Source organism: Coleofasciculus sp. FACHB-712, from assembly GCF_014695635.1.
Lineage (GTDB): Bacteria > Cyanobacteriota > Cyanobacteriia > Cyanobacteriales > FACHB-T130 > FACHB-T130.
Map to the genome: position 1 here is coordinate 1 of NZ_JACJOQ010000550.1, position 8,630 is coordinate 8,630.

Here is an 8,630-nt window from a genome sequence, read left to right on the forward strand (position 1 = left end):
ACTGATATTTGCTCGTCCTGCGCCACACTATAGGAAACGAGTATCAACAGCGAATCATGCAGACTCTGGACAAGACTCACCCCAAACTTCAAGAACTCAAAACCCGCCTCACCGAAATCGACGATATTAATTCAGCGTCTTCCCTACTCTACTGGGATCAAGCAACCTATATGCCGCCTGGGGGTGCAGCGGCGAGAGGGCGGCAGATGGCGACTCTGCGGCAAATTGCCCATACTAAGTTTAGCGATCCAGCGATCGCGCAACTGTTGGAAGATTTGCGTCCCTACGAGGAAAGCTTGCCCTACGACTCTGATGAAGCCAGCCTAATTCGTGTTGTCAGACGCAGCTACGAGCGTGCGGTGCGAGTGCCAGCAGATTTTATGGCAAAAATGTCTCTCCACCGAACTCAGTCTTATGGTGCTTGGGCAAAAGCACGTCCGGAAAATAACTTTGCCGCTGTGCAGCCTTATCTGGAAAAAACGCTGGATCTGTGCCGCGACTATGCCAGCTTTTTCTCTGGCTACGAGCATATTGCAGATCCGCTGATTGATGGTGCCGATTACGGGATGAAGGCTTCAACCGTGCGATCGCTCTTTGCGGAACTCCGTCAAGAACTGGTTCCAATTGTCAATGCGATCGCTTCCCAACCGATTGCCGATGATAGTTGCTTGCACCAAACTTTTCCAGAAGACGAACAGCTAGCGTTTAGCTTAAAGGTCATCGAACAGATTGGATATGACTTCCAACGGGGACGGCAAGATAAAACCCTGCACCCATTTATGACCAATTTCTCGATTGGGGATGTGCGAATTACTACCCGCGTCAGAGAGAACGATCTGAATGAGGCACTGTTTAGCACCATTCACGAGATGGGACACGCCTTGTACGAGCAAGGGATTAACCCAGAATATGAAGGGACGCCTTTAGCCACCGGCACCTCATCGGGGGTGCATGAAAGCCAATCACGGCTGTGGGAAAATCAGGTGGGACGCAGCCGCAACTTCTGGAAATTCTGCTATCCGCAACTGCAAGCAGCTTTCCCAAATCAACTTAGTAATGTACCCCTTGAGACATTCTACCGGGCGATTAATAAAGTCGAGCGATCGCTCATCCGTACCGATGCCGACGAAGTCACCTACAACCTGCACGTCATGATCCGCTTTGACTTGGAATTGGCGCTACTCGAAGGCAATCTGGCAGTGCGCGATCTCCCGGAAGCTTGGAACGAACGCTACAGATCGGACTTGGGTGTTGTTCCCCCCAACGACAGCGTTGGCGTCATGCAGGATGTCCATTGGTACACGGGTAGCATCGGCGGAATGTTCCAAGGATATACTCTTGGCAACATGATGAGCGCCCAGTTTTTTGAAGCTGCACTCAAGGCAAATCCCCAAATTCCTACCGAAATCGAGCAAGGGAAGTTCAGCACTCTACATAATTGGCTGAGAGAGAATATTTACCAACACGGACAGAAATATACCGCCGCTGAAATTATCGAGCGCGTCACTGGCAATTGTTTGAGTATTAATCCCTTGATTCGTTATATTCAGCAAAAATACGGAGAAATTTACGCTTTGTGATACACAATAGCGTGAAAAGAAGCTAGGCTAGGCATAGCCTAGCCGATTCACTCTTAAGCAAGATGAACGGTGAATTAATTTTGGTTTGAGACGTACTCCTTCCACCTTCGGAAGGGCGTCACCAGGAAAAACATTTTGTAGTTTAGTCTTTGTGAATGTTATTGAACTAATCTAGGGAGTTGTCATGTCCGATTTGATTCAGGCTGTTTTAGAGAGTGATGAAAAAATCGATCTGCGCCAATTTGTGAGTGAGTTACGCCAACAGGACAAGTCGTATTTACTGAGAAACGACATTCTCAATGCTTTTTCCGAATACTGCACAAATCACCAAAAGCCTGAACATTTTGACCAATCCTCCCATTTAGGTAAATTAATTTACTACACTCAAGAAATTATTCGGGAGGATGGAAACATCTGTTTGATCGTCCGCCCAACCATTGCTTCTCAAGAAATCTATCGGTTAACGGAAGATTTAATTGTCGAACCAATGACGGTGCAAGAACTGCTGGATGTACGCGATCGCCTGGTGAATCGCTTCCATCCCCAGGAAGGCGACATCCTAGAACTCGATTTTCAGCCGTTTTACGACTATACCCCGACCATTCGCGACCCTAAAAATATTGGTAAGGGGGTACAGTATCTCAACCGTTATTTATCGAGCAAACTCTTTCAAGACCCCGGACAATGGCTGGAGAGCTTGTTTCAATTTTTAAGCGTCCATTCCTATAACAATCTGCAACTGCTGATCAACGGGCGAATTAAATCGCAGCAGCAACTTTCTAGTCGTGTCAAGCAAGCTTTGGGATTTTTGGGCGATCGCCCTTTTGAGCAAAGCTACGATGAATTTCGGTATGATTTGCAAGCAATGGGCTTTGAGCCTGGGTGGGGAAACACCGCCGGACGGGTGCGGGAAACTCTAGAAATTCTTGATGAACTCCTCGACTCCCCCGATCATCAGACTCTAGAAGCTTTCCTCTCCCGGATTCCAATGGTCTTCCGGATTGTCCTCGTGTCTCCCCACGGTTGGTTTGGGCAGGAAGGTGTCTTGGGACGTCCGGATACTGGCGGACAGGTCGTTTACGTCCTCGACCAAGCCAAGAGTCTCGAACAGCAGATGCAAGAAGACCTCTCGCTGGCTGGGTTGGATGTTCTAGGTGTTGAGCCGAAAGTAATTATTCTCTCTCGCTTAATTCCGAATAGCGATGGTACTTTGTGTAACCAACGCTTAGAAAAAGTTCACGGCACAGATAATGCTTGGATTTTGCGAGTGCCTTTGCGAGAGTTTAATCCCAAAGTGACTCAAAACTGGATTTCCCGGTTTGAGTTTTGGCCTTATCTAGAAAGCTATGCCATCGACTCGGAAAAAGAGCTGCTGGCAGAATTTCAAGGTAAGCCCGACTTAATTGTCGGAAATTATTCCGACGGTAATTTGGTGGCATTTTTACTGGCGCGTCGCTTGAAGGTGACTCAATGCAACATTGCCCACGCCTTAGAAAAATCTAAATATCTTTTCAGTAACCTCTACTGGAACGACTTGGAAGAAAAGTATCATTTCTCCCTACAATTCACTGCCGATTTAATTGCGATGAATGCTGCGAATTTCATCATTAGCAGCACTTATCAAGAAATTGTCGGAACGCCGGATAGTGTGGGACAGTATGAATCTTACAAGTGTTTCACGATGCCGGATTTGTACCATGTAGTGAGCGGAGTTGAGCTATTTAGCCCCAAATTCAACGTGGTGCCGCCTGGAGTAAATGAAAATGCTTATTTTCCCTATTCGCGTACCGAAGATCGCATACCGAGCGATCGCGCCCGGATTGAGGAGATGCTCTTTACTCTCGAAGATCCGTCCCAAATTTTAGGGAAATTGGACGATCCGAACAAGCGCCCTCTCTTCTCAATGGCTCGTCTCGACCGAATCAAAAATCTTACCGGATTGGCTGAGTGTTTTGGCAAGAACGAAGCTTTACAAGAACATTGCAACTTAATTTTAGTTGCTGGGAAGTTGCGCGTTGAGGAATCAAGCGATAACGAAGAAAAAGATGAAATTGTTAAGCTTTACCAAATCATTGAAAAGTACAATCTACAAGGCAAAATTCGCTGGCTAGGCGTGCGTCTTTCTAAAACCGACTCTGGTGAAATTTATCGGGTGATTGCCGATCGCCAAGGTGTCTTTGTTCAACCAGCGCTGTTTGAAGCTTTTGGTCTGACCATTTTGGAGGCGATGATTTCTGGTTTACCGACATTCGCCACTCAATTTGGTGGCCCGTTAGAAATTATTCAGGATAAGTTTAATGGGTTCTACATTAACCCGACGCATCTTGAAGAGATGGCGGAAAAAATCCTGGAGTTTGTATCTAAGTGCGACCAAAATCCTAACTACTGGTACGAAATTTCTACACGAGCGATAGATCGAGTTTATAGCACCTACACGTGGAAGATTCACACAACCAAACTTCTATCTTTAGCTCGGATTTACGGCTTCTGGAATTATACTTCCAAGGAGAACCGCGAAGATCTACTGCGTTACATTGAGGCGTTGTTCTATTTAATTTACAAGCCGAGAGCGCAGAAACTGTTGGAACAGCAAATGCAGCGATAGGGAGTTTCTCCTCTTAATAAATTGGATGCTAGGGGGATCTGACGTGATTTGCATTACGTTTCGATCCCTGCAACCCCCAATTTATTGGGAGCTAAGAGAAGGTCGCAGATAACATTCTTAACCAATGTGTCTAGAGTCGGGCTTTTCCTACGCAAGAGAAGGGAAATAGAGCCTGAAGCGATGCCAATCTCACTTCAGGCAAAAGTGAAAAAGTATAACTATTGGGGTTCCCAGAAGGTAATTGTTCCGTCAAAATTACCACTAACAAGAGTCTGCCCGTTTGGGGTGAATGCGAGTGAGGAGATAACGTTAAAAGACCCTGTAAGAGGATTGATTACACTACCAGTTTGCAAATCAAATAAGTTTAAACTGCCTTCCGATCCGCCTAATGCACTTGCAAGTATCCGATTATTTGGATGCAAAGCAACAGCATTCACGAAAACGGTGCCTGAATCCTTAATCGGTGTAGAGATGAGTTCGCCGGTTTGCAGATTCCAGATTTTGACGATTTGGTTATAAGTCTCGCTGACAAGGGTTTTGCTATCTCGACCAAAAGCGATCGCTCTGACAGCCTCTCCATTGTTGATGGTGCGAATGGGTTTGCCTGACCTAAGATCCCATACTTGGATCGTACTGTCTTCATTCCCACTAGCGAGAGTTTTTCCATCGGGACTAAAGGCGACCATTAAATTCGACTGAGGAGATCCCTGGAAGCTATAGATCGATTTACCCGTGCGTGCATTCCACACTTCAATCTCTGCGTTCCGTGCAGTCATGTTCCAGCTACCAATCGCAAGGCGCTCTCCATCTGGGCTAAAGGCGAGAGATTTAACGTACCAATCCCGCGTGATAGTCCGGATTACCTTGCCAGTTTTTAAATTCCACAGTTTTAGCGAGCCATCGTTGGTCGCGCTACTGCTGGCGAGGGTTTGCCCATTAGGACTAATCGCAAGTGCCCAAATGGTGTCAGTATGACCAGTTAGGGTGCGAATTGGTTGACCCGTTTTCGGATTCCATACTTTGATCGTGCCATCATCGCTACCACTAACCATTAGCTGTCCGTTGGGAGCGATCGCGATCGCTCCCACGCTCCCTGAATGAGCCTCGATGGTGCGAAACGGTCGCACATTTTGCCAAGTGTTGGTGGGTGTTTGAGCCGTTAAGGTGGAGGGAATGACAGGCGGCTGAGATACTGCTTTAAACATAGGCATTGCAGAAACGCCAATCGTTGCCACCACGACCAGCGCCGTGAAAACCTTAGCGGAAATTTGCTGATTTGTCATTTTAGTAAATTGGGACACAACGCACACTACAAAAATGTGTCGCTTTACACTGAGACGTTGTTGATTTACCTGTGTGCCCAGAATTAGAAAATTTATGTAATCTTGCCGTTGCAAATTTTTTAGAAGTATGAATTTGCAAGGAAAGCGATCGCTCGGACTTTTCCGAATCCGGGAAATTAGCTAGAAGCTATACTCGGTCAAAGTTTAAAGATTAGTTGGAGAAAACTTAGATACCAAAAGCCCCATTCCAGAATCTGTTGTGCTACCGTAATAGGTGAGAATAAATTCGGTTGCAGTGTTTGTTTATAGTATTGATAGGTGTTTTCCTTTTGGTCTTGACAGGCTTCTCTCCGAAATTCAAATCTCTACACCCCCTTGATTTTGGAGACAATCTATGTCTATTTATGTAGGCAATCTATCCTACGAAGTTACGCAAGAAGACCTGACTGGGGTTTTTGCAGAATATGGTTCTGTAAAGCGCGTCCAGCTACCCACTGACCGGGAAACAGGTCGTCTACGTGGCTTTGGTTTCGTAGAAATGGGTACAGAAGCTGAAGAAACAGCTGCCATTGAAGCGCTTGACGGTGCTGAATGGATGGGTCGCGACTTAAAAGTTAACAAGGCGAAGCCCAAAGAAGATAGAGGCCCATCTGGTGGTGGTGGTCGCGGAAACAACAGCTTTTCTCGCCGCTACTAAGCTTTAGAAGCTAAACCTTTTTAGTTTCTCCTTGAAAAAGCTGAGACAAAAAGGGCTGAGTAATTTGTAAGCGCAATTAGTTTCAGTTACTCGCATTAAATTTAAAAAGGCTTAAGCATTATGCTTAAGCCTTTTTTTTGCAGGTATGCCTCTCAAGTGTGACGATTCAAGATGCACGTCAACGAGCGACATTTATAGCATTGGTCAAGCTAAAAGTTTCCTGGGGGAGCTAAAACTCGCTTCAATGGGTTTAAACTTTTAGCCCAGATTTTAGTTTTTAGCTATTCAATTTAAAGTCCCTGCGTTCGCCAAATTCGGATGTTTTTGTCATAACTACCCGTTGCAATCGTCTGTCCATCTTGGCTGATAGAGAGGGAATAAATTGCACTAGAATCACCCGTCAGCGTTGTAATTTGTTTCCCAGTTTTTAGGCTCCAAATTTTAATTGTTCTATCTTCGCTACCACTAGCGAGAAACTGTCCATCCGAACTAATAGCAACTGCATAAACCATGTCTGCATGCCCTCTCAGGCGACCTTTGAGCTGCCATGTGGTCATGTCCCAAAGGTAGATAGTTTTGTCAAAACCCCCACTTATAAGTGTCTGTCCATCTGGGGTAATTGCCAAGGAATGAACCGCATTTGTATGTTTTCTGAGGGTGCGGATGACTTGACCTGTAGATAAATCCCAAACTTTGATCGTTTTGTCCTCAGAACCACTCACGAGGGTCTGCCCATCTGGGGTAAAGGCAACAACATCAATCCCATTAGCATGACCTGTGAGGCTTAGGATTTGCTCGCCGGAAGTCAGATTCCAAATCTTGATCGTGTCGTCCTTACCCCCACTAGCAATAAACTGCCCGTCAGGACTGAAAACGACCGAATCAATGGAGCTAGAATGCCCCCTGAGAGTGCGGATGACTTGACCTGTAGCAAGATTCCAGATTTTGATTGTATTATCCTGAGATCCGCTGGCGAGAAGCTGCCCATTGGGGCTATATGCAATTGTGAAAATTGGTTTGAAATGCCCGGTAAGGGTGCCAATTTCTTGTCCGCTGGAAAGATTCCAAAGTTTGATCGTGTTGTCAGAACTGCCACTGGCTAAAGTTGTTCCATCAGGGCTAATGGCGACAGCATTTACCCAATTTGAATGCCCTCTGAGGGTGCGTTCTAGTTGAGCGTTTTCCCAAGCGTTTAAGTTCGCTACTGCAACAGAAGCATCAATTGGAGCCGCGTATGCCTTGATGTTGCTTGGTGGAATTGTAACGCTCGTAGCGATGACTGTGGCGATCGCGCCTATCGTACCGACTAAAGTCCTAGTTTGAGCAGAAAACATAGAAATAACAGACGAATGGGAAGAAATTTTGCACATCTGCTGAAATATGGGCAGTAATTGCAGAATTTTACAGGTCGTTTCTTAATATAGATGGCGATACCCGCTCCGCACACTCTCTGCGGTCAGAAGCTGCATTCTGAGTAAAAATTTATCGATTTTCTGCACAGTTGAGACTCCCGATTAAACAACCAGCGCGAAAAGCACAGCGATCGCCCTAAGACTTCTAGAGCGATCGCGCTGGTTGAAAGTTCCAATTCGATACGAGGGATGCGGGTAAAAAAGGAGCGCCACCACATCCCGATGCAACAACTTCTTAGTGAGGTAGCTTGCTCAACTCAAACCAAGTGCGAGAAGCGACAATTCCATCCGCTACCAAGCCACGGGAGCTTTGGAAGCTTTTCACAGTATTCTGGGTAATTGACCCAAATATACCATCGGGAATCAACTGTAGGACTTTCTGAAGGGTTTTCACTGCTTCACCACGGCTACCTAGTCTCAGTTCCGGCATATCAACGGGGGCACCAGAGTAAAGAGCTTGCCACGTCTTAGCGCCAACAATCCCATCTTCTACTAGAAAGACGCGGTGTTGAAAAGCTTTCACGGCATTTTCGACGGGGAGGTCAAACACATCATCGAAAGGAGTGGCATAATAGCCCCAATGAGCGAGTAGTTGTTGGAGTTCTACCACTGCGCGATCGCGGGAACCTCTACGCAGAACTGGCTTTTTAATCGCATTGGTAGCAGCGGCTTGAGGAGTCATGGCTTCAAATTGATTGGTTGATTGCATGATGAATTTTCCTGGGAAGTGTTGTTTCTACTGTTCCAATCTACTGATGGCAGCCCCGCTTCCCCTTCGCCCTGCTAGGTGTATTTAAACTCACCTTAACCGCTCACCCATTCGTATGAGGCAATACCCACTCGCCCGCTGCTACACGATTCGCTCATTCTGGTGAATTGACCAGTTGTAAAATCTGCACGGGTGTCAACTCCTGTACATTGCTGAAAATCGCAGCAGCACCAGCAGCCTTGAGAGCATTTGCATAAGCATCCCTTTGTTGCTGGTTTTCCTGAACGTGGGGTGGCAAAATGCCCACTGCAATCCAACGACGGTCAGGGTGGAGCGATTCTCCT

6 protein-coding genes and 1 pseudogene are annotated in these 8,630 nt (G+C 46.4%); 3 read left to right on the forward strand and 4 right to left on the reverse strand.

Annotation, left to right across the window (positions count from 1 at the left end):
- Window positions 1-56 precede the first annotated feature (56 nt).
- Together H6F50_RS19455 and H6F50_RS19460 are read left to right on the forward strand one after the other, a co-directional pair.
- Window positions 57-1,580 (forward strand): carboxypeptidase M32, encoded by a 1,524-nt coding sequence (locus H6F50_RS19455; protein WP_190429971.1) that lies wholly within the window; start codon window positions 57-59, stop codon window positions 1,578-1,580.
- Between the two features lie 184 nt (window positions 1,581-1,764).
- Complete coding sequence (locus H6F50_RS19460) at window positions 1,765-4,185, forward strand: sucrose synthase (RefSeq protein ID WP_190429972.1); 2,421 nt, start codon at window positions 1,765-1,767, stop codon at window positions 4,183-4,185.
- Between the two features lie 218 nt (window positions 4,186-4,403).
- Here H6F50_RS19460 and H6F50_RS19465 read toward each other — a convergent pair whose 3' ends face one another.
- Complete coding sequence (locus tag H6F50_RS19465) at window positions 4,404-5,468, reverse strand: WD40 repeat domain-containing protein (RefSeq protein WP_190429973.1); 1,065 nt, start codon at window positions 5,466-5,468, stop codon at window positions 4,404-4,406.
- Between the two features lie 394 nt (window positions 5,469-5,862).
- On the opposite strand from H6F50_RS19465, the gene H6F50_RS19470 reads away from it, so the two are divergent.
- Window positions 5,863-6,165, forward strand: a complete 303-nt coding sequence (locus H6F50_RS19470; RefSeq protein ID WP_190410814.1) for an RNA-binding protein — start codon at window positions 5,863-5,865, stop codon at window positions 6,163-6,165.
- A gap of 290 nt (window positions 6,166-6,455) precedes the next feature.
- On the opposite strand, the gene H6F50_RS19475 is transcribed toward H6F50_RS19470, so the two are convergent.
- From H6F50_RS19475 to H6F50_RS19485, 3 genes and pseudogenes are all read right to left on the reverse strand, one after another.
- Entirely contained in the window at window positions 6,456-7,499 is a 1,044-nt protein-coding gene (locus tag H6F50_RS19475) for a WD40 repeat domain-containing protein (RefSeq protein WP_190429974.1), read from the reverse strand.
- 313 nt (window positions 7,500-7,812) lie between these two features.
- Complete coding sequence (locus tag H6F50_RS19480; protein ID WP_242029116.1) at window positions 7,813-8,286, reverse strand: peptidoglycan-binding protein; 474 nt, start codon at window positions 8,284-8,286, stop codon at window positions 7,813-7,815.
- Between the two features lie 154 nt (window positions 8,287-8,440).
- Window positions 8,441-8,630, reverse strand: a pseudogene (locus H6F50_RS19485) (TIGR01548 family HAD-type hydrolase); the annotation flags it as partial.